Raw genomic sequence first — 19,229 nt, 5'->3', positions numbered from 1 at the left:
AGCGATGACCGAAACCACGCTCGCAACTCCCAAGGCGCTGCCCGGAACGATACCCGGATTGCGAGGCATCGCCGCCGATTGGGCCTCCGACCAGCGCGCGTTCAAGAACGTGTCCTGGGGGAAGGCCATGATGTGGATCTTCCTTCTGAGCGACACCTTCATCTTCAGCTGCTTCCTGCTGTCGTACATGACGGCGCGAATGTCGACGACCGTGCCGTGGCCCAATCCCAGCGAGGTCTTCGCACTCAATATCGGCGGCCAGCACATCCCGCTCATCCTGATCGCGATCATGACCTTCATCCTGATCAGCAGCAGCGGGACGATGGCGATGGCCGTCAACTTCGGTTACCGCCGGGATCGCGTCAAAACGGCAGCCTTGATGCTGGCCACCGCGGCATTCGGCGCGACGTTCGTCGGAATGCAGGCCTTCGAATGGACCAAGCTGATCATGGAGGGCGTGCGCCCCTGGGGCAACCCGTGGGGCGCGCCGCAATTCGGCGCTTGCTTCTTCATGATCACCGGCTTCCACGGCACCCACGTGACCATCGGTGTGATCTTCCTGATCGCTATCGCGCGAAAGGTCTTGCGGGGAGACTTCGACGTCGAGCGGCGCGGTTTTTTCACGAGCCGCAAGGGTTACTACGAGATCGTCGAAATCATGGGCCTGTACTGGCATTTCGTCGATCTGGTCTGGGTGTTCATCTTTGCCTTCTTTTATCTCTGGTGAGGTCGCGCATGGCAGAAGCAGCGGTACATGTGGAAGGGCAGGCAGCACAGCATGCGCTACACAGCTATAGGCATGGTGCGGTGGCATCGGGCGCCGCGCATGCGGAGGGCCAGCAGCACCCGATCAAGCTCTATCTCGTGGTCTGGGGATGGCTGTTCGTGCTCAGCACCTGCTCCTATCTCGTCGACTATTTCGGTATCCACGGCCACCTGCGATGGTCGTTGATCCTGCTGTTCATGGTGCTGAAGGCCGGGCTGATCGTCGCTGTGTTCATGCACATGGCCTGGGAGCGGTTGGCGTTGGCCTACGCCATCCTGTTGCCGCCGGTGCTGGTGTTGGTTTTTGTCGGGATCATGATGTTCGAATCCGACTATACGCACTTGCTTCGGGTCATGTTCTTCGCGTCAGCAAGCTAAGAACGGGACGGCCATGACCCCGTGGGTCATGCCGGACAAGGCAAGGCGTCATGAAGGCGGAGGACTCGCCGCATCTTCCAGCACCCTGCGAAGCAGGCCTTCCACCGATGGCTTTTTCGAACTGACGAGGAATTAATCTCGTGCAAATCAATCGTTCAATTCGCCGGAGCTATGCCAACATCGGAGACTACGTCGCACTGACGAAACCGCGCGTCATGTCGCTGGTCGTCTTTACCGCACTGGTCGGTCTCATGGTCGCACCCGGCGGCATCGATCCCTTCACCGGGTTCGCTGCTCTTCTTTGCATAGCCGCGGGAGCCGGTGCCGCAGGTGCGCTCAATATGTGGTACGACGCCGACATCGATGCGGTGATGGCGCGTACCGCCATCCGTCCAATTCCCAGCGGCCGCGTATCGCGCCCGGAAGCATTGGTCTTCGGATTGATGCTCGGCACGTGCGCCGTCCTGGCCCTCGGCACCTTGCTGAACATGGCCGCCGCTGCGCTGCTTGCTTTCACAATCTTCTTCTACGTCGTCGTCTACACGATGTGGCTCAAACGCCGAACGCCGCAGAATATCGTCATTGGCGGTGCCGCCGGTGCGCTTCCGCCGGTGATTGGCTGGGTTGCGGTCACGGGACATGTCGGGCTCGAGCCGCTCATCCTGTTTCTGATCATCTTCCTTTGGACGCCACCCCACTTCTGGGCACTGTCGCTCAATCTTGCTGGAGAATATGCCCGTGCCGGTGTGCCGATGTTGCCGGTCGTGGCTGGCAGGACCGAAACAAAGCGCAAGATTCTTCTGTATTGCGCGCTCTTGGTTCCGATCTCACTGCTGCCTTATGCGCTGGGGTTCGCGGGAGCCGCCTACGGCGCGGCCGCGGCGACGCTGGGAGCGATCATGATTTTTCTCGCATGGCAGTTGCGCCGGAGCGACGACAAGGAAAGGCGGCCTGCTCGTCGCTTGTTCGTGTTTTCGATGCTCTATCTGGTCCTGCTTTTCGGGGGGCTGCTGATGAATGCTGCTCCCTACGCTCAGTCCCACTGACTGAACGCATTCGAATCGACAGCCCGCAGGACAATATTCGGAAAAAGCGAGTATTGTTGCCGAGCGGGCCTGCGCCGTTGGGCAACTCAGTGATTGAATTTCGCGAAGCACCCGCCAGGGACGCTCCTAGCGCTCGTCCCGCATATATGGACTTCGCTGGGAGACCAGTCTCAAGTCTTGATCTGCCGACATCGTCTGGAGCCCGTGCATATGTGGCCCGCTCGCCGGGTTGCCCAATAGGATCCAGGCGATAGCGCCCGTGGCCAGCATTCCGCCGCAAATAACCAAAAGGTCCCGCCTCATCGCGCGTCCTCCGCATGCGGTCATTTCCAAGCATAAATCAGGCCAATCCATTCGGGCACGGAGAGGTGCGGCGCACAGGATAGCGTTGGACAAGCAGGACAGGCTCGCCCTAAGCTTCGCCCATTGCAGCAACCAGGCGCGGTTCAAGAATGGACTGGTCCTACTATCTCGGGGGCACTGCTATTGTCCTGCTCCTTCTTGCCTATCGGCTGCATGGCGGGCTGTTTAGGAAGAATTCACTGCGGGACGAGAAGCTAAATCGACTGATTGATGAACGCATCGGACGCTTGGACCTGAAGCGCCGCAACGATTGAACCGCCCTGAGGCGGCACCTCGAGGCCAACGCAACGCCACTCCCCTTACGGCGACGGCAGAGCTACCTTGGTCTCCCGAGATGACCATCTCGGCAGATGATACTTTTTTGTGATTTGAAAAGAGATACTTGAGCAATCGTATGAAAGTCTGGGTCTATACCGACACAAGCAAGCCCGTTGGCGAGCCGGAGCATCTGAAGATTTTCGCGACCAATGACGCCGCGCAGTCGTGGTTCAAGCGAAACGTCCCGGAGGGCGTCGCATTTGCTTACGAGATTATTCTGGGGCCACGTTACCTGGCCAAGACGCTCCTCGTGCTGTCCGTGCTGCTTCTTGGCATCGCCGATCTCTACACCACCAACACGATCCTGAATCTCGGCCTCGGCGAGTTGAACCCGTTCATGCATGTCGCTCAGACATGGCTCGGCCCCTGGTGGCTGATCCCGAAGCTCGGTTTGACCTATTTCATGATGTGGCTGCTTTGGCGCAGCAACAACCCTTACAATATCGCGATCGTGGCGGCGTTTTGCTGCACGCCCGTACTCAATAATCTTCTCATCATAGCAAGCACGAAGTAGGGCGCGTCATAGCCGGCACGAGGTCGCCGCGAGTGCGGCGGGTAGGCTTGACCGGTGGCTTACATTTTCCTCACCTGCAGCTTATTCTGCGATTTCCGGCCAGCCCAAGGCGCCACCCAGTTGTCGGGGTGCTCTCATCCAGGGGGATTCGCATCTTGCGCTATCTCTTCGAGGATTTCGCGTTCGACCTTGACCGGCGCGAGTTGTATCGCGGGGCGGACGTCGTCCGCATCGCACCGCAGGTGTTCGATCTGCTCGATTATCTGATCCGCAACAGGGAGCGCGTCGTCAGCAAGGACGACCTCATCAATGCCGTTTGGAACGGGCGCAGCGTTTCGGATGCGGCACTGACGACCCGGCTGAATGTCGCCCGAAGCGCAATCGGCGATTCCGGGGAGGAGCAGCGGCTGATCAAGACGTTGCCACGCAAGGGATTCCGTTTCGTCGGACAGGTGCAGGAGGCGCGAGAGGTTGCAGGTCCGGATCCGGGCGATGCGCCCGAGAGCGCCCCTGCGGTACCCGACAAGCCCTCCATCGCCGTGCTGCCGTTCGCGAACATGTCTGGCGATCCCGAGCAGGAGTACTTCGCGGACGGGATGGTTGAGGAGATCACGACCGCGCTCTCGCGGTTCAAATGGTTGTTCGTGATCGCGCGCAATTCGAGCTTCACCTTCAAGGGCAAGGCCGTCGACGTCAAGGAAGTCGGGCGCCGGCTTGGCGTGCGCTATGTCCTTCAGGGCGCGGTGCGCAACGCGCCGGGGAAGGTCCGCATCACCGGCCAGTTGATTGAAGCGGCTACGGGCGCACACATCTGGGCGGACAAGTTCGAGCGCGACATGACGGATATTTTCGCGTTGCAGGACGAAGTCACGGCCGCCGTTGTCTCAGCCATTCAGCCAAAGTTGTTTCAAGCAGAAATTGCAATGACAACGCGGCGGCGACCGGAAGACCTCACCGCATATGATTTCTATCTGCGAGCCATACAGCAGGTGCGGCCAGCGACCCGCGAAGGGTTGGCCGAGGCGGTCCGACTGGTCCAGCGGGCCTTGGAGCTTGACCCTGGGTTTGCCGAGGCCGCTGTCCTGGCAGGTGCCTCTCACACGGAAAACGTGGTTAGGGGTTATGCTATCGATCCTCAATTCGACCGCAAGGAAGCCATTCGGCTGATGCGCTTGGCATTGAGCCTCGACGATGGTGATCCCAGCACGTTGGCAAGTGCTGCCTTGACCTCGGCACTTTTGGTCGGCGATCGTGAGACTGAGATCGAGATGTCCGACCAGGCGGTTAAGCTCAACCCGAATTCATATCGCGCGTGGAACTGCAGAGGCTGGGTCTACAAGATTGCGGGGCAGCCAGAGGAAGCGATCCGGAGTTTTGAACGCGCCATGCGCATGAGCCCGGTAGACCCGCAACTATACACAGCGTTTACCGGGATGGGATTTGCCCTTATCGAGCTTCGTCGCTTTGACGAGGCCATCATTGCAGGGAAGAAAGCCCTCCGTCAGAACCCTTCCTATCCAGGACCATACCGCTGCCTCGCATCCGCTTTCGCCCATCTCGGACGGGACGCTGAAGCCCGTGAGGCGGCGGCTCGCATGCTTGAGATCGATCCTGCGTTCACGATATCGGCGTGGATCGCCCGGAGCCAGCTATCGAAAACGGCGAAGCTGATGATCGAGGGTTTTCGGAAAGCGGGATTGACCGAGTGAGCCGTGCTCGTCTGCATCGACAGGCTGATCTATAGGGCGCGCATTCGCGAGAGCCGAATGTTCGTGACCCAACCAGTGGTGCCTCCGCCAGGGCAGGCGCGAGACATCACTGGCGCAACATCGGCTCGCCCGCTGCGGCGATTACCGGCAGTAGTCCCAGAACCCCTGCGTCCGGGACGGATCGGTATAGTACCAGCACATGCCGGGTGCCGGCGCGGCACCGGCCCACGCCGCAGCCGTTGCCGCCGACACGACCCCGATGGCAGCGCCGGCCGCGATTGCGCCGCCCCTTGGCCAGTAATACCGGCCCGGACGCGCCCATCCGCCACCTCCTACCACCGTTCGGCCGCGAACCGCGACGTTGCCGCGCGGCCCGACGACGGCGGTGCGGCCGCGATAGGCGCCACCGCGCGGCCCAACGGCCGCGCCGCCACGGTGAACGACGGCACCTCCGCGGGGACCGACCGCTGCGCCGCCACGGCGGCCGGCCGCGCGGACTGCAACGACGTCGGATGACTGCGCGACGTGATTACCGATCGGCATCGCGCCGAGCAGCGTTGCGGACGCCGATTCAAGCGGCATCGCCGCAATGATCGAGGCGGTCAGGATGGACGCTGCAAGCATCGTAGTACGCTTCAAGTCAAGCATCAGTGTATCTCCTGCTAAATTCGGCTACGTCCACCGATCGATCCGGTGGGCGCGGCACTGTCCTCCGTCGATCAGCCCGCTGCTGGACTCGATGCCGTCCGAGTTCGAAAAGACGAGACTGCCCGAGAGATGACCGCTGGACATCTGGGGCGCGTCAAGGCGCGCGCCGCGAACGGCGTCGCTTGGATCTTCAATTCTCGAGCTGGGAAGGCGCGTCCAAACCTCGGCAGGCAGCATGTCGCGCCTCACTTGAACGGAAGCCGCCCGGCATCGGCGCGACGGCCTCATTGCACATTCTCATCCTACGCGCTCCGTCGCGATGTCACAACCTTGGCCAGTCGCGTTGAGCGGTTTGGCCGCGGCGATCTGTCTCACCCGTACGTCTCCACGATGAAGTCGATCAGCGCGCGCAGCTTCGGTGTCATCTTGCGGTGCTTCGGCCACAGGATCTGGCGTGCGCGGGTCTGCGTCGTGTAGTTTGGCAGCAGGACCTGCAGCCGCCCCGCGGCGATATCGTCGGCCAGCAGCTCGTCGCGCATCAGCACGATGCCGGCGCCCGCCAGCGCCGCATAGCGGATGCCGAACGCGCTGTTGATGAAGAGGCGGCTCGCGACATCGACATGCACTTCGCCCTCCGGCCCCGAGAATGTCCATCGCTGCCCGTCCGACCAGCCCGGGTAGCGCAGGCATTCATGGCGGGCGAGATCTGCCGGATGGGTCGGCGTGCCGCGTTCGGCGAGATAGCTCGGCGCTGCGCAAACCACGCCGGTATAGGGCGACAGCGAGCGCGACATCATGGTGGAGTCGGTCAGCGTGCCGACCCGGATCGCTGCATCCAGCCCTTCCTCGAGCAGATCGACCATCCTGTCGCTGAGGATGAGGTCGACCGAGACTTCCGGATATTTCTTCATGAAGCGGACCAGCGCGGGCGCCAGGCTGTACGACCCGAAGGCAACCGAGGTCGCGACGCGGAGCTTGCCGCGCGGCGCGCTCAGGGCCTCCTCGACCAGCGCGTCGCCGGCCTCGGCCTGCTCCAGCAATTGCTTGCAGTGATCGAGATAGCTGCGGCCGAGTTCGGTGAGGCCCTGCCGTCGGGTGGACCGGTTGATCAATTGCGAGCCAAGCCGGTCCTCGAGAAAACGGATATGCTTGCCGATCATGGTCGGCGACATCCGCAACTCCTTGGCGGCCGCGGTGAAGGAGCCCAGATCGGCGACGCGGGCGAACACGGACATGCTGGTCAGTCGGTCCATGATTATAAACCAATGGTTATTTCACTGCGGATGAAAGCGCCCCTTATAGGGCGTGGGAACTGCATTTATTACCATGAGTGAGCAATTGGCGCGATCTTGCGCCATGCCCTTGGAATCTGGCCCGGACGCGCCCGGAGGGGCGTCGTCCGCGCACGTCTCGAACCAGGACAGGAGTGTCACGATGCCCTTCCAGATCACGATCAATGGGACCAGTCATTCGGTCGATGCCGACGGCGACACGCCGCTGCTCTGGGTGTTGCGCGACGTGCTGGGCATGACCGGCACCAAGTTCGGCTGCGGCATGGCGCTGTGCGGCGCCTGCACGGTGCATCTCGACGACACCGCGGTGCGCTCCTGCATCACGACCATCGACAGCATCGGCGACTCCAAGATCACGACCATCGAGGCGGTCGGCAAAACGCCGGCGGGCAAGAAGATCCAGGACGCCTGGCTCGCGCATGAGGTGCCGCAATGCGGCTACTGCCAGTCGGGGCAGATCATGTCGGCGTCCGCGCTGCTCGCGGGCAAGGCGAAGCCGACCGATGCCGATATCGACGAAGCGATGTCAGGCAATATCTGCCGCTGCGGCACCTATGTGCGCATTCGCGAAGCCATCAAGCAAGCCGCGCAGTCGGGAGGTTGAGCCATGACGCTGATCGACAATCTGTCCGAGCGCGCCGCCGACCTGTCGCGGCGCAACTTCCTCCGCGCCGGCGCGATCGCGGGCGGCGGCCTGCTGCTCAGCGTGAGCCTGCCGTTCGCGAGCCGCGAGAGCGAGGCGGCGGCCTCCGACGGCTTCGCGCCGAACGCCTTTGTCCGGATCGGCGGCGACGGCAAGGTCGTGCTGACCATGCCTTATGTCGAGATGGGGCAGGGCACCTACACCTCGATCCCGATGCTGATCGCCGAAGAGCTAGAGATCGGCCTGACGCAGGTCCGGCTCGAACACGCGCCGCCGAGCGACAAGCTCTACGCCAACCCGCTGCTCGGCGTGCAGGCCACCGGCAATTCGAACGCAATGCGCGGCGCCTGGCAGCCGATGCGGAAGGCCGGCGCGACCGCGAAGGCGATGCTGGTCGCGGCCGCGGCGAAGCGCTGGAACGTCGAGCCTGGGACATGCCGCGCCGAGAACGGCGAGGTGCATCATGCAGCCTCGGGACGCAAGCTGGGTTACGGTGAACTGGCGACTGACGCGGCGCAGATGCCAGTGCCGGAGAATGTCACGCTGAAGAGCCCGTCCGAGTTCAAGCTGATCGGCACGCCGGCCAAGCGGCTCGATACGCCCTCCAAGATCAACGGCACGGCGGTCTACGGCATCGACGCGCGGCCGCCCGGGGTGAAGGTCGCGACGCTGGCGCAGTCGCCGGTGTTCGGCGGGCGGGTGAAGCGCGTCGATGATGCGGCGGCAAAAGCCGTCAAGGGCGTGCGCCAGATCGTGACGCTCGACGACGCAGTCGCGGTGGTGGCCGACCACATGGGGGCGGCGAAGAAAGGTCTGGCGGCGCTCACGATCGAGTGGGACGAGGGCCCCCACGCGAAGCTCGCCACATCGGATATCGCGCGCGAGCTCGAAGCCGTCACCACGAAGCCGGGCGCGGTCGCGCAAAATATTGGCGACGCCGACAAGGCGATGGCGGGCGCAGGGACGAAAGTCGAGGCGACCTATCAACTGCCGTTCCTCGCCCATGCGACGATGGAGCCGATGAACTGCACCGTGCATGTGCGTTCCGACGGTTGCGAGATCTGGGTCGGCAGCCAGGCGCTCTCGCGTGCGCAGGCGGTAGCCGCAAAGGTGCTGAACATGGCGCCGGAGAAGGTGGTGGTGCACAATCATCTGCTCGGCGGCGGCTTTGGCCGCAGGCTCGAGGTCGATGGTGTCATCCGCGCCGTGCAGATCGCCAAGCAGGTCGATGCGCCGGTCAAGGTGGTGTGGACCCGCGAGGAGGACATCCAGCACGACATGTACCGGCCCTACTGGTGCGACCGGATTGCGGTCGGCCTCGATGCATCCGGCAAGCCGGTCGCCTGGAACAACCGCTTCGCCGGCTCGTCGGTGCTGGCGCGATGGGCGCCGCCGGCGTTTCGCAACGGGCTCGACCCCGACACGACCGAGGGCGCGATCGATCTCGTCTACGACATCCCCAACTTCCATGTAGAATATGTCCGGGTCGAGCCGCCGGGCATTCCGACCGCGTTCTGGCGCAGCGTCGGGCCCTCGCACAACGTGTTCGTCACCGAAAGCGTGATCGACGAGCTGGCGGCGGCGGCGAAGCAGGATCCGGTCGACTACCGCCGCGCGCTGCTCGGCAAGTCGCCGCGCGCCAAGGCGGCGCTCGAGCTCGCGGCGGCCAAGGCCGGCTGGGGCGGCAAGCTGCCGGCCGGGCGCGGACGCGGCGTGTCGCTGCAATTCGTGTTCGGCAGCTACCTCGCACAGGTCGCCGAAGTCGAGGTCGCCAAGGACGGTTCGGTCCGTGTCCACCGCGTCGTCTGCGCGATGGATTGCGGCACCGTGGTCAATCCCGACACGGTGCAGGCGCAGCTGCAGAGCGGCATCAATTTCGGCGTCACCGCGGCGCTCTACGGCGAGATCACGCTCAAGGACGGTCGCGTCGAGCAGAGCAATTTCGACAGCTACCAGATGCTGCGCATCGATCAGGCCCCGGCGATCGAGGTCCATATCGTGCCGAGCACCGAGCCGCCCGGCGGCATGGGTGAGACGGGAACCTCGGGCATCGTGCCGGCGATCAGCAACGCGATCTTCGCGGCGACCGGCAAGCGGCTGCGCAAGATGCCGGTCGATCCGGCGCTGTTGAAGCAAACCTAGGGGGCGAGTGAGAGTCTCCCCCGGGTGCTGGCGCGATCGTGAAGCCGGACGGATTTGCGCCGTGCGCTGATCCGTGCGAGAAACGGGCATGCATCTGAGGCGGCTCGCCAATCTCTGGATTCTGCTGCTCATCGCGGCCGGGCTGTTGCTCGCGCCCGTGGCGCCGGCATTTGCCCGGACGATGCCGGATGCCTCGGCCGCTGCGATGCAGGCGATGCCGGACGATCACGCCATGTCTGGACAGGCCGTGTCCGGGCAGGCGATGGCCGACGACATGCCGTGCTGTCCGGAGCAGGGCAAGAGCAAGGGCTGCGACGACTGTCCGTTCCTTGCGCTCTGCATGTTGAGCGTTTCGCTGCCGGTGCCCGCCGGCGCCATGTCGCTGATCGAGCGCGATCCGCTGCGTAACCGGATCGCCGCCCATGACGACCGTCTGCTCGACGGCCTTGGCGCCAAACCTCCCGATCATCCGCCTCGAACCAACGTCTGACGGGCGCGCCAGCGCCTGATCGCTGACGCGTGCGCCCATGGCGCGCGTGCCTTTGCATGCCGTTCACGCGGTTCATCAGACGTATCGAGGATCATCACGATGAAGACTTTCCACCTGGCGCGCGCCACTGCCGCCGCACTGATCGGCGTTGCCGTGACGGGCATGTCTGCCCACGCCGAGATCAAGAACTACGAATTCCAGCTCGTGCAGCCGACCGTCAAGGCGGGTACCGATCGCATCGTCACGGTGCGGCTGGTCGACAAGACGAGCGGGAAAGCCGTGCCCGACGCGGTCATCTTCTCGACCCGGCTCGACATGGCGCCCGACGGCATGCAGGAGATGGCTACCAAGGTGACGCCGATGCCGGGCACCGAAGCCGGCACCTACCGGTTCAAGGCGACCTTCGGCATGGCCGGGCGCTGGCAATTGTCGCTCGGCGCCAAGGTGCAGGGCGAGACCGGCGCGGTCGAGAACAAGCTTGTCGTCACGGCCGAGCAATGAGCCGCCGGGCAATGGGCGCCTTGACATGGGCCGGCGCTGCCGCAGCGATCGCGGCAGCGACAGGCGCCGCATGGATCGGCCGCGACCTGTCGCCGCGGCCAGTGACCGCTGCCATCGTCTCCGCCGCGCGGGCGGCGGAGACTGCTGCGCCGATCTACTACCGCGATCCCGACGGCAAGTCGTTCTATTCGGCGACACCGAAGAAGACGCCTGACGGGCGCGACTTTCTGCCGGTGTTTGCTGATGACGAGGGCGGTGCCGGCGGGCCCGGGCAATCGGCAGACGTGAGCGCGCCTGCCGCGAAAGGCGAGCGCAAGGTCAAATATTATCGCAATCCCATGGGACTTCCCGATACCTCGCCGGTGCCGAAGAAGGACTCCATGGGGATGGATTACATCGCCGTCTATGACGGCGATGACAGCGACGACGGGTCGATCACGCTGTCGCCCGGCAGGATCCAGCGCAGCGGCGTCAAGTCCGAGCCTGCGCAGATGCGCCGCATCCGCACGCTGGTCCGCGCACCCGGCACGATCCAGCTCGACGAACGGCGGGTGTCGGTGATTGCAATGCGCGCCGAGAGCTACGTACAGAAGGTTGCCGACGTCACGACCGGCAGCCGCGTGACCAAGGGCCAGCCGTTGATGGAGATCTACAGCCCGGCAATATCGTCCGCTGCGGCCGAATATGTCGCGACCATCACGTCGAAGGCGACTGCCAACATCGAGCCCTACGGACGCGGCTCCAAGCAGCGGCTGACCAATCTCGACGTTCCCGAACCGGTTATCGTCGAGATGGAGAAGAGCCGAACGGTTCCGATCGCGATCCAGTGGCTGTCACCGCGCGACGGCATCGTGCTGCAGCGCGCCGCCATCGAGGGCATGCGCGCGCAGCCCGGCGACGTGCTGTTCCGGATTGCCGACGTCTCTGTCGTGTGGGCATTGGTCGACGTTGCCGAGCGCGATCTCGGCAATATCGTGGTCGGGCAGAACGTGACCGTACGCGCGCGCAGCTATCCCGGCCGCAGTTTCGTCGGCCGGATCAGCGTGATCTATCCGCAGGTCAACAAGGAGACGCGCACCGCGCGGGTGCGGATCGAATTGCAGAATGCCGACCTCGCGCTGCTGCCGGACATGTATGTCGACGCAGAGATCGACACCGGCGGCGCGGCGCCGGTACTTACGGTAGCTGATAATTCCATCCTCGACACCGGAAGCCGCCAGAGCGTGCTGATCGACCGCGGCAACGGGCGGTTCGAGCCGCGCGAGGTCAAGCTCGGGCGGCGCGGCGAGGGCTATGTCGAAATCCGCGACGGCATCGCCGAGGGCGACGCGGTCGTGACCTCCGCGACGTTTCTGATCGATGCCGAAAGCAACCTGAAGGCGGCCATCAAGGGCTTCGCCGAGGCCGGTGCTGCGCAGGCGGGCGAGGGCGACAAGACGGGGGAGCGGCGATGATTGCCCGTGTCATCGCCTGGTCGGCGCGCAACCTGCTGCCGGTGCTGTTCGGCACCGGCTTTGCGGCAGCCGCGGGCCTTTACGCGCTGCTGCATCTGCCGCTCGATGCGATCCCCGATCTCTCCGACACCCAGGTCATCGTCTACACCGAATATCCCGGCCAGGCGCCGCAGGTGATCGAGGACCAGGTCACCTATCCCCTGACCACGGCGATGCTGACGGTGCCGAAGTCGAAGGTCGTGCGCGGCTTCTCGTTCTTCGGCGTCTCCTTCGTCTATGTCATCTTCGAGGACGGCACGGATATCTACTGGGCGCGCTCGCGCGTGCTCGAATTCCTCAATGGTGCGACGTCGCGGCTGCCGGCCGGTGTCTCGCCGACCATCGGGCCCGATGCGACCGGGGTCGGCTGGGTCTACCAGTATGCCGTGATGTCGAAAGAGCTGAACCTTGCGGACACCCGCACGATCCAGGACTGGAACCTGAAATTCGCGCTTGCGCGGGCGGAAGGCGTGGCCGAGGTCGCGAGCGTCGGCGGCTTCGTCAAGCAGTACAATGTGATCCTCGATCCGCAGCGGATGCGCGACCGCGGCATCACCATGCAACGGATGCGCGATGCAATTCGCGCCAGCAACGCCGATGTCGGCGGCCGCACCGTCGAGCTCTCCGAGTTCGAATATGTCATCCGCGGCAAGGGCTATCTGAAGGACATCAACGATCTCGGCAACATCGTGCTGAAGACCGACAGCGGCACGCCGGTGCTGCTGCGCGATGTCGCCCGCGTCGAGCTCGGCCCCGACGAGCGGCGCGGCATCGCTGAACTGAACGGCGAGGGCGAGGTGGCGAGCGGCATCGTGCTGCAACGCTTCGGCGTCAACGCGCTCGACGTGATCGAGAACGTCAAGAAGCGTTTCAAGGAGATCGCGACCAGCCTGCCGAAATCGGTCGAGATCGTGCCGGTCTACGACCGCTCCAATCTGATCTATGCGGCGATCGACACGCTGAAGCGCACGCTGCTGGAGGAGAGCGCGGTGGTCGCGCTGGTCTGCATCCTGTTCCTGCTGCATGTCCGCAGCGCGCTGGTCGCGATCCTGATGCTGCCGGTCGGCGTCTTGATGGCGTTCGGCGCGATGAAGCTGCTCGGCATCGGCTCCAACATCATGAGTCTCGGCGGTATCGCGATCGCGATCGGCGCCATGATCGATGCGGCGATCGTGATGATCGAGAACGCGCACAAGCACCTGGAACGCGCCGAGCCCGGCCGGCCGCGGGTCGCGATCCTGATCGAGGCCGCGGCGGAGGTGGGGCCGGCGCTGTTCTTCAGCCTGCTCATCATCACCGTGTCCTTCATGCCGATCTTCACGCTGGAATCGCAGGAGGGGCGGCTGTTCTCGCCGCTCGCCTTCACCAAGACGTTCGCGATGGCGGCGGCGGCGCTGTTGTCGGTGACGCTGGTGCCGGCGCTGATGGTGATCTTCGTCCGCGGCAGGATCGTCCCCGAGCACAGAAATCCGATCAATCGCTTTCTGATCTGGATCTACCGTCCGGTCATCAACGGCGTGTTGCGGGCGAAGACGCTGGTGATCGTGCTCGCGCTCGGCGCCGTCGCCGTCTCGATCTGGCCGGCGCGGCAGCTCGGCACCGAGTTCATGCCCGACCTCAACGAGGGCACGCTGCTCTATATGCCGACCACGCTGCCGGGGATTTCGGTGACCAAGGCGGCCGAGCTGTTGCAGATGCAGGACCGCATCATCCGCAGCTTTCCGGAGGTCGCTTCGGTCTACGGCAAGGCCGGCCGCGCCGCGACCGCAACCGATCCGGCGCCGTCGGAGATGTTCGAGACCGTCATCAACCTGAAGCCGAAATCGCAATGGCGCGCCGGCCTCACACTCGACCGCCTGATCGCGGAGATGGACAAGGCGCTGCAATTTCCCGGCGTCTCCAACGCCTGGACCATGCCGATCAAGGCGCGCATCGACATGCTCTCGACAGGGATCAGGACGCCGGTCGGCGTCAAGGTGATCGGTCCCGATCTTGCCGTGATCGACAAGCTCGCCCGACAGGTCGAGCAGGTGGTGAGGGGCGTGCCCGGCACCTCGTCGGCCTATGCCGAGCGCAGCCTCGGCGGCTACTACCTCGAGATCACGCCGAACCGTGAGGCCTTGTCGCGCTACGGCATTGCGGTGCAGGACGTACAGGACACCATCGCGACCGCGCTCGGCGGCCAGAGCGTGACGACGACGGTCGAGGGACGCCAGCGCTTCACCGTCAACATGCGCTATCCGCGCGATTTGCGCGACAATTCGGGCGCGATCGCCAGCGACATCCTGGTGCCGATGCCGGCGGGCGGCGCGGTGCCGCTCGGCGAGGTCGCCGACATCAAACCGGCGCGCGGGCCGACCACGATCCGGACCGAGAACGGGCAACTCGCGACCTACATCTATGTCGACATCCGCGATCGCGATCTCGGCGGCTATGTCGCGGACGCGCAGCGCGCGGTGCAGGCCGGCGTGCAGTTTCCGCCTGGAACCTACGTGGTCTGGAGCGGGCAGTACGAATATCTGGAACGCGCCGCCGCGCGGCTCAGGATCGTGGTGCCGGTGACGCTGTCGATCATCTTCCTGCTGCTCTACCTCAATTTCCGCTCGGTGGCGGAGACGATGATCGTGATGCTGTCGCTGCCGTTCGCGCTGGTCGGCGGCTTCTGGCTGATGTGGGCGCTCGGCTTCAACCTGTCGGTTGCGGTCGCGGTCGGCTTCATCGCGCTCGCCGGCGTCGCCGCCGAGACCGGCGTCGTGATGCTGATGTATCTCAACCAGGCGCTGGGCGAGGTCACGGCGCGCCGCGCTGCCGAGGGACGCACGATCGATCGTGACGATCTCAATCGCGCGATCATCGCGGGGGCGGTCGAGCGCGTTCGGCCGAAGATGATGACGGTGGTCGCGATCATGGCCGGGCTGTTGCCGATCATGTGGAGCACCGGCACCGGCTCGGAGATCATGCAGCGCATCGCGGTGCCGATGATCGGCGGCATGATCTCGTCGACCTTGCTGACGCTGATCGTGATTCCCGCGATCTTCGCCGTCGTGAAGGGCATCAAGATAAAAGCGGAAGTGTCGGTACGCGAAGTTGCTTCCTGTGCCGCACGCCGTGAGGCAAGGATGTGATGGAAACATGACGTCGGTTCGTGGAGTCAAACCGGATTGAATGATACCCTGAGGGGGTATATAGCTGATGGCGGTTTGCGGCAGGCTGATTTGCGGTTAGCTTGCGGGTGGTTGGAGACGCGAGGCGGGTGTTGGTGCGATTGACGAGGGCAGGGCGGGTGCGGGCAGGATGTTCCATCATCCTGGCCTATCTGTTTTGCGTGCTCGCGCCGTCCTTCGCACTCGCATTCGGGGCGCCGTTTCCGTGCCTGACCGATGAGGTGCAGCCCGACGCCGTGGCGCATGTGCATGCGGCGTCGATGCCGATGGCGCCTGCCGAAGGCGTCGCGCACGATCATGCCGCCCACGATCATGGCGGCATGCATATGCATCACGCAGCCGATGATGCTGCGCCGCCTGCGAAGCACAGCCACGACGGCAAGAATGCGCCGGGGCCGTGCTGCGCGTTGATGTGCGTATCGGCGCTGCCGGCTGATCTTCCATTCGTCGCTGGTCCCCAGCATCCGATCGCCACACGCCTTTCCGAGGCCCGTCAGAGCCTGCGGAGCGAGGCGCCGGCGCGGCTCTATCGTCCCCCCATCGCCTGATCTTTCGTTGACATCGTGGCTGCGCCGCGCGCTCGCGTGCGCATGCCTGTGATTCATTTGCTGATCGGGACAGATCCATGTTTTCGCATCTCGGGGCGAGGCTCGCCGCCGTGGCCAACAGGCTTGGCAACAGGCTTGGGCGGCGCGCGCCATCGATATTCTTGTCGCGGATGGCCGCCGTCATCCTCACATCTGCGCCGCTCGCCGGCTGCATGGCCGACGGCCGGCCGGTCGCCGTCGCAGGCGATCCGGCAAATCCGGCGGCGGGGACGGCCGGGGTCGGCTACCGCTCGACGATCGCGCCCTACAGCAGCCTGCGTCCGTCGACGCCGCTGCCCTGGCGCGAGCGCAATGACGGCGTGACGCCGCCGGCCAATTCGAAGTCGGATCGGTAGGAGGGCGCCATGCGATATCTGGCCATCACGCCGATCCTGCTGCTGACATCCGCGCTCGCGGGATGCGCGTCGTTCTCGCCCGACACCGGCATGGGCGTTGTCTCCGAGGTGACCGAGCAGGCGATCGGCAAGGACGTCGCCTTCGTTCGCAGCACGGACGCGGCCGCGACCGTCGACGCCGCGGTGAAACGGCTGCTCGCGCGCAATTTGACGGCGGATGCCGCCGTGCAGGTTGCACTCTTGAACAACAAGGGGCTGCAGGCCGCCTATAACGAGCTGGCGCTGGCGGAGACCGATTACGTTGCCGAGAGCCTGCCGCCGAACCCGACCTTCTCGGTCTCCCGCATCGCCGGCAACGGCGCCAGCGAGCTCGAGCGGCAGGTGGTCGGCGACATCCTGGCGCTCGCGACCGTTCCGGCCCGCTCCGAGATCGCGCGCGAGCGCTTCCGCCAGGCGCAGCTCAAGGCCGCACTCGCCACCTTGCGGCTTGCCGCCGAGGTGCGGCGCAGCCACGTCGCGGCGGTGGCCGCGAACGAGACGGTCGCGCTGCTGACGGATGCTAAGGCGACCGCGGAGTCGACCGCGCAGCTCGCCAAAAAGCTCGGCGAGACCGGCGGCATGAACAAGCTCGACCAGGCCCGCGAGCAGGTGTTCTACGCCGAGATCACCGCCGACCTCGCCAGCGCGCGGCAGAATGCGGCGAGTTCGCGCGAGCGGCTGGCGCGGCTGCTCGGATTGTGGGACGGCGATCTCGGCTTCCGGATTCCGGACCGGCTGCCGCCGCTGCCCAAGCGGCCGCTGCAGCAGCCGTCGATCGAGATCGCCGCGGTCGGCCATCGCGTCGACCTGCAGATCGCGCGGATGGAAATCGTCGCGCTCGCCAAGGCGCTCGATCTCACCGAGGCGACGCGGTTCGTCACGCTGCTCGACGTCGCCGGCATCGACAAGCGGACGCACGATCCCGAAGCCCCGCCGTTCAGGGAGCGCGGCTTCGACGTCCAGTTCCAGATTCCGATCTTCGACGGCGGCGAGGTGCGAGTACGCCAGGCGGCGGAGACCTACCGCCAGGCGATGAACCGCCTGACCGAGAAGGCGATCAACGTCCGCTCCGAGGCGCGCGACGCCTACCGCGTCTACCGCTCGACCTACGACATCGCGCGCCATTACCAGCGCGAGGTGCTGCCGTTGCGGCAGATCATCACCGAGGAGATGCAGCTGCGCTTCTCCAGCATGCAGGTCGACGTGTTCGCGCTGCTGACCGAAGCGCGGCAGCGGCTCGCCTCGCTGCGCGCGGCGATCGACGCCAGGCGCGACTTCCTTCTGGCGCAGTCCGAGCTGCAGACCGCGATCAACGGCGGCGGCTCGGCCGGCGCAGCATCGACACCGTCTTCCATCGCCTCGGCTGCGCAGCCCGCGGCCGGCGGCGGTCATTGAATGGAGCAGCACATGTTTTCGCGACGAGGATTTCTGGGCAGCGCGGCGCTGGTCACGGCAAGCGCGGTCAGCGGCCGCGTCCAGGCCGCCGCCATTCCCGAAGCGCCGACCATGGACAAGGTGGTGATGCAGCCGCCGCTACGTCCCACCAGCGGGCCGGACTACCGGCCGGTGGCCACGCTCAACGGCTGGTCGCTGCCGTGGCGGATGAACGGCGACTGGAAGGAATTCCATCTCGTCGCCGAGCCCGTGGTGCGCGAATTCGCCGACGGCATGAAGGCCAATCTCTGGGGCTATAACGGTCAGGCTCCGGGACCGACCATCGAGGCGGTCGAGGGCGACAAGGTCCGCATCTTCGTCACCAACAAACTGCCGGAGCACACCACGGTGCACTGGCACGGCATGATCGTGCCGTCAGGCATGGACGGCGTCGGCGGGCTCAACCAGCCGCACATCAAGCCGGGCAAGACCTTCGTCTACGAGTTCGAGATGAAGCACAGCGGGACCTTCATGTACCACCCGCATTCCGACGAGATGGTGCAGATGGCGATGGGCATGATGGGCATGTTCATCGTGCACCCGCGCGATCCGGCGTTCCGTGCCGTCGACCGCGACTTCGTCTTCATCATGAGCAGCTACCTCATCGACCCCGGCACCTATCTGCCGAAGGTCAATGAGATGACCGACTTCAACATGTGGACCTGGAACAGCCGCGTCTATCCCGGCATCGATCCGATGCCGATCCGGCTCGGCGACAGGATCCGCGTGCGGATCGGCAACCTGACCATGACCAACCATCCGATCCATGTGCACGGGCATAATTTCGCGGTGACCTGCACCGACGGCGGCTGGGTGCCGGAGAGCGCGCAGTATCCAGAGACCACGACCGACGTGCCGGTCGGCGCGGTCAGGGCGTTCGACATGCTCGCCGACAATCCGGGCGACTGGGCGTTCCACTGCCACAAGTCGCACCACACGATGAATGCGATGGGCCACGACGTCAGAAACTTCATCGGCGTGTCGCGCCAAGATCTGGCCAAGGCGGTCGGCAAGCTCGCGCCCGACGCCATGGTGATGGGATCGACCGGCATGGCGATGGGCAACATGGAGATGCCCGCGCCCGACAACACGCTGCCGATGATGACCGGAACCGGGCAGTTCGGGCCGATCGAGATGGGCGGCATGTTCACGGTGATGAAGATCCGCGAGGGGCTCGGCCGCGACGATTACGCCGACCCCGGACCGTACAAATATCCGCCGGGCACGGTTGCCTATGAGGTCGAGGCGCCCGCCGTCGAGCCTGCGCGCCAGCCGCCGGCGGCGCCCGGGCAAAAAGCCAAGCCCATCGATGAAGGGAATGAAGATGTAGCGGATCCGGCTCACTCA

General features: G+C 64.9%; 17 protein-coding genes and 1 pseudogene. 16 read left to right on the top strand and 2 right to left on the bottom strand.

Translation table 11 applies throughout. The annotated features are described in order from the left end of the window. Positions 1–4 precede the first annotated feature (4 nt). The 6 genes from ACVWY5_RS21245 (at position 5) to ACVWY5_RS21220 (ending at position 5,093) form a co-directional block, all read left to right on the top strand. A complete protein-coding gene (locus tag ACVWY5_RS21245; protein ID WP_028335339.1) occupies positions 5–727 on the top strand; it encodes a heme-copper oxidase subunit III family protein in 723 nt (240 codons plus the stop codon). Positions 728–735: 8 nt separating this feature from the next. Continuing rightward, positions 736–1,143 carry a cytochrome C oxidase subunit IV family protein gene (locus ACVWY5_RS21240; protein WP_028335340.1) on the top strand — a complete coding sequence of 136 codons (408 nt, stop codon included), beginning with the start codon at positions 736–738 and terminating at the stop codon, positions 1,141–1,143. A 140-nt stretch (positions 1,144–1,283) separates the two neighbouring features. Further along, on the top strand, positions 1,284–2,189 hold the full coding sequence (locus ACVWY5_RS21235) for a heme o synthase (RefSeq protein ID WP_028335341.1): 906 nt from the start codon (positions 1,284–1,286) through the stop codon (positions 2,187–2,189). A gap of 452 nt (positions 2,190–2,641) precedes the next feature. Beyond that, complete coding sequence (locus ACVWY5_RS21230; RefSeq protein WP_167350399.1) at positions 2,642–2,806, top strand: hypothetical protein; 165 nt, start codon at positions 2,642–2,644, stop codon at positions 2,804–2,806. A gap of 140 nt (positions 2,807–2,946) precedes the next feature. After that, a complete protein-coding gene (locus ACVWY5_RS21225; RefSeq protein ID WP_028335342.1) occupies positions 2,947–3,384 on the top strand; it encodes a DUF5658 family protein in 438 nt (145 codons plus the stop codon). 155 nt (positions 3,385–3,539) lie between these two features. Further along, positions 3,540–5,093 carry a winged helix-turn-helix domain-containing tetratricopeptide repeat protein gene (locus ACVWY5_RS21220; protein WP_028335343.1) on the top strand — a complete coding sequence of 518 codons (1,554 nt, stop codon included), beginning with the start codon at positions 3,540–3,542 and terminating at the stop codon, positions 5,091–5,093. A 141-nt stretch (positions 5,094–5,234) separates the two neighbouring features. Here the strand turns inward: ACVWY5_RS21220 and ACVWY5_RS21215 are convergent, their stop codons facing one another. Together ACVWY5_RS21215 and ACVWY5_RS21210 are read right to left on the bottom strand one after the other, a co-directional pair. Next, on the bottom strand, positions 5,235–5,741 hold the full coding sequence (locus tag ACVWY5_RS21215; protein ID WP_321176903.1) for a hypothetical protein: 507 nt from the start codon (positions 5,739–5,741) through the stop codon (positions 5,235–5,237). A gap of 371 nt (positions 5,742–6,112) precedes the next feature. After that, positions 6,113–6,994 carry a LysR substrate-binding domain-containing protein gene (locus tag ACVWY5_RS21210; RefSeq protein WP_028335346.1) on the bottom strand — a complete coding sequence of 294 codons (882 nt, stop codon included), beginning with the start codon at positions 6,992–6,994 and terminating at the stop codon, positions 6,113–6,115. 181 nt (positions 6,995–7,175) lie between these two features. Between ACVWY5_RS21210 and ACVWY5_RS21205 the strand changes: the two genes are divergently transcribed. From ACVWY5_RS21205 to ACVWY5_RS21160, 10 genes and pseudogenes are all read left to right on the top strand, one after another. After that, positions 7,176–7,637, top strand: coding sequence for a (2Fe-2S)-binding protein (locus tag ACVWY5_RS21205; RefSeq protein ID WP_028335347.1), 462 nt, complete (start codon positions 7,176–7,178; stop codon positions 7,635–7,637). Positions 7,638–7,640: 3 nt separating this feature from the next. Continuing rightward, entirely contained in the window at positions 7,641–9,818 is a 2,178-nt protein-coding gene (locus ACVWY5_RS21200; RefSeq protein ID WP_038377655.1) for a xanthine dehydrogenase family protein molybdopterin-binding subunit, read from the top strand. A gap of 88 nt (positions 9,819–9,906) precedes the next feature. Further along, on the top strand, positions 9,907–10,308 hold the full coding sequence (locus tag ACVWY5_RS21195; protein WP_038377656.1) for a hypothetical protein: 402 nt from the start codon (positions 9,907–9,909) through the stop codon (positions 10,306–10,308). A 99-nt stretch (positions 10,309–10,407) separates the two neighbouring features. Then, a complete protein-coding gene (locus ACVWY5_RS21190; protein WP_028335350.1) occupies positions 10,408–10,809 on the top strand; it encodes a FixH family protein in 402 nt (133 codons plus the stop codon). Between the two features lie 11 nt (positions 10,810–10,820). Further along, positions 10,821–12,263: an efflux RND transporter periplasmic adaptor subunit gene (locus tag ACVWY5_RS21185; RefSeq protein ID WP_051376213.1), complete on the top strand. Its 1,443-nt coding sequence runs from the start codon at positions 10,821–10,823 to the stop codon at positions 12,261–12,263. Beyond that, complete coding sequence (locus tag ACVWY5_RS21180) at positions 12,260–15,427, top strand: efflux RND transporter permease subunit (RefSeq protein ID WP_028335351.1); 3,168 nt, start codon at positions 12,260–12,262, stop codon at positions 15,425–15,427. The genes ACVWY5_RS21185 and ACVWY5_RS21180 overlap by 4 nt, the downstream gene beginning before the upstream one ends. 140 nt (positions 15,428–15,567) lie before the next feature. Further along, the gene (locus ACVWY5_RS21175; RefSeq protein ID WP_431017529.1) at positions 15,568–16,014 is read left to right on the top strand and encodes a hypothetical protein; all 447 of its coding nucleotides are present in this window, start codon (positions 15,568–15,570) and stop codon (positions 16,012–16,014) included. Positions 16,015–16,091: 77 nt separating this feature from the next. Continuing rightward, positions 16,092–16,409 (top strand): hypothetical protein, encoded by a 318-nt coding sequence (locus ACVWY5_RS21170; protein ID WP_028352170.1) that lies wholly within the window; start codon positions 16,092–16,094, stop codon positions 16,407–16,409. A 9-nt stretch (positions 16,410–16,418) separates the two neighbouring features. Further along, a complete protein-coding gene (locus ACVWY5_RS21165) occupies positions 16,419–17,843 on the top strand; it encodes a TolC family protein (protein ID WP_028335353.1) in 1,425 nt (474 codons plus the stop codon). Between the two features lie 12 nt (positions 17,844–17,855). Continuing rightward, positions 17,856–19,178, top strand: a pseudogene (locus ACVWY5_RS21160) (multicopper oxidase family protein); the annotation flags it as partial. Between the last annotated feature and the right edge of the window lie 51 nt (positions 19,179–19,229).

The organism is Bradyrhizobium sp. USDA 3256 (assembly GCF_054058275.1).
This window is presented reverse-complemented; position numbering and strand designations above follow the sequence as displayed.

Bases quoted from the DNA above. Each gene is read 5' to 3' on its own strand.
- ACVWY5_RS21245 (WP_028335339.1), top strand. From the start codon at position 5: ATGACCGAAACCACGCTCGCAACTCCCAAGGCGCTGCCCGGAACGATA.
- ACVWY5_RS21240 (WP_028335340.1), top strand. From the start codon at position 736: ATGGCAGAAGCAGCGGTACATGTGGAAGGGCAGGCAGCACAGCATGCG.
- ACVWY5_RS21230 (WP_167350399.1), top strand. From the start codon at position 2,642: ATGGACTGGTCCTACTATCTCGGGGGCACTGCTATTGTCCTGCTCCTT.
- ACVWY5_RS21225 (WP_028335342.1), top strand. From the start codon at position 2,947: ATGAAAGTCTGGGTCTATACCGACACAAGCAAGCCCGTTGGCGAGCCG.
- ACVWY5_RS21215 (WP_321176903.1), bottom strand. From the start codon at position 5,741: ATGCTTGACTTGAAGCGTACTACGATGCTTGCAGCGTCCATCCTGACC.
- ACVWY5_RS21210 (WP_028335346.1), bottom strand. From the start codon at position 6,994: ATGGACCGACTGACCAGCATGTCCGTGTTCGCCCGCGTCGCCGATCTG.
- ACVWY5_RS21205 (WP_028335347.1), top strand. From the start codon at position 7,176: ATGCCCTTCCAGATCACGATCAATGGGACCAGTCATTCGGTCGATGCC.
- ACVWY5_RS21200 (WP_038377655.1), top strand. From the start codon at position 7,641: ATGACGCTGATCGACAATCTGTCCGAGCGCGCCGCCGACCTGTCGCGG.
- ACVWY5_RS21195 (WP_038377656.1), top strand. From the start codon at position 9,907: ATGCATCTGAGGCGGCTCGCCAATCTCTGGATTCTGCTGCTCATCGCG.
- ACVWY5_RS21190 (WP_028335350.1), top strand. From the start codon at position 10,408: ATGAAGACTTTCCACCTGGCGCGCGCCACTGCCGCCGCACTGATCGGC.
- ACVWY5_RS21185 (WP_051376213.1), top strand. From the start codon at position 10,821: ATGGGCGCCTTGACATGGGCCGGCGCTGCCGCAGCGATCGCGGCAGCG.
- ACVWY5_RS21180 (WP_028335351.1), top strand. From the start codon at position 12,260: ATGATTGCCCGTGTCATCGCCTGGTCGGCGCGCAACCTGCTGCCGGTG.
- ACVWY5_RS21170 (WP_028352170.1), top strand. From the start codon at position 16,092: ATGTTTTCGCATCTCGGGGCGAGGCTCGCCGCCGTGGCCAACAGGCTT.
- ACVWY5_RS21165 (WP_028335353.1), top strand. From the start codon at position 16,419: ATGCGATATCTGGCCATCACGCCGATCCTGCTGCTGACATCCGCGCTC.